This window comes from Paenibacillus sp. GbtcB18, assembly GCF_019091125.1.
Taxonomy (GTDB): Bacteria; Bacillota; Bacilli; order Paenibacillales; family NBRC-103111; genus Paenibacillus_F; species Paenibacillus_F chitinolyticus.
The window spans coordinates 1-375 of the sequence record NZ_JAGXJX010000174.1; the positions used below are offsets into that span (position 1 = coordinate 1).

General features: G+C 30.9%; 1 pseudogene. It reads right to left on the reverse strand.

Annotated elements, in window-relative coordinates:
* Positions 1 to 35: 35 nt before the first annotated feature.
* A pseudogene (locus KVT34_RS29985) lies at positions 36 to 375 on the reverse strand (RHS repeat domain-containing protein); the annotation flags it as partial.

Here is a 375-nt window from a genome sequence, read left to right on the forward strand (position 1 = left end):
ATAAAACGACAACTAAACTCTCTCCTTATACTAAATTATTTCTTTTTAAGTTTATTATATGCATTTCTTGACTCTTTCATATAATCTTTTATTTTTTTATTTTTCATACCTATGGGTCTTATTTCATTTCTTAACTTCTTTTTTCCACCATTTTTTAAATATAATCTATGTTCCAAACCTCTTGCTTGACCATAAGATAAATCTTTCGCAACAACAGTCATCTGTAAATCTCCATGTTTTCCTCTTTTATGGGCTGACTTACGAGCTGTTACATCCGATGTTCTTCCTATATATCTTATAGCTCCTTTTGGATTCTTCAGAGCATAAACTGCATGTTTAGCGGCTTTAATTCTTGATCCGCCAACAAACCCAATA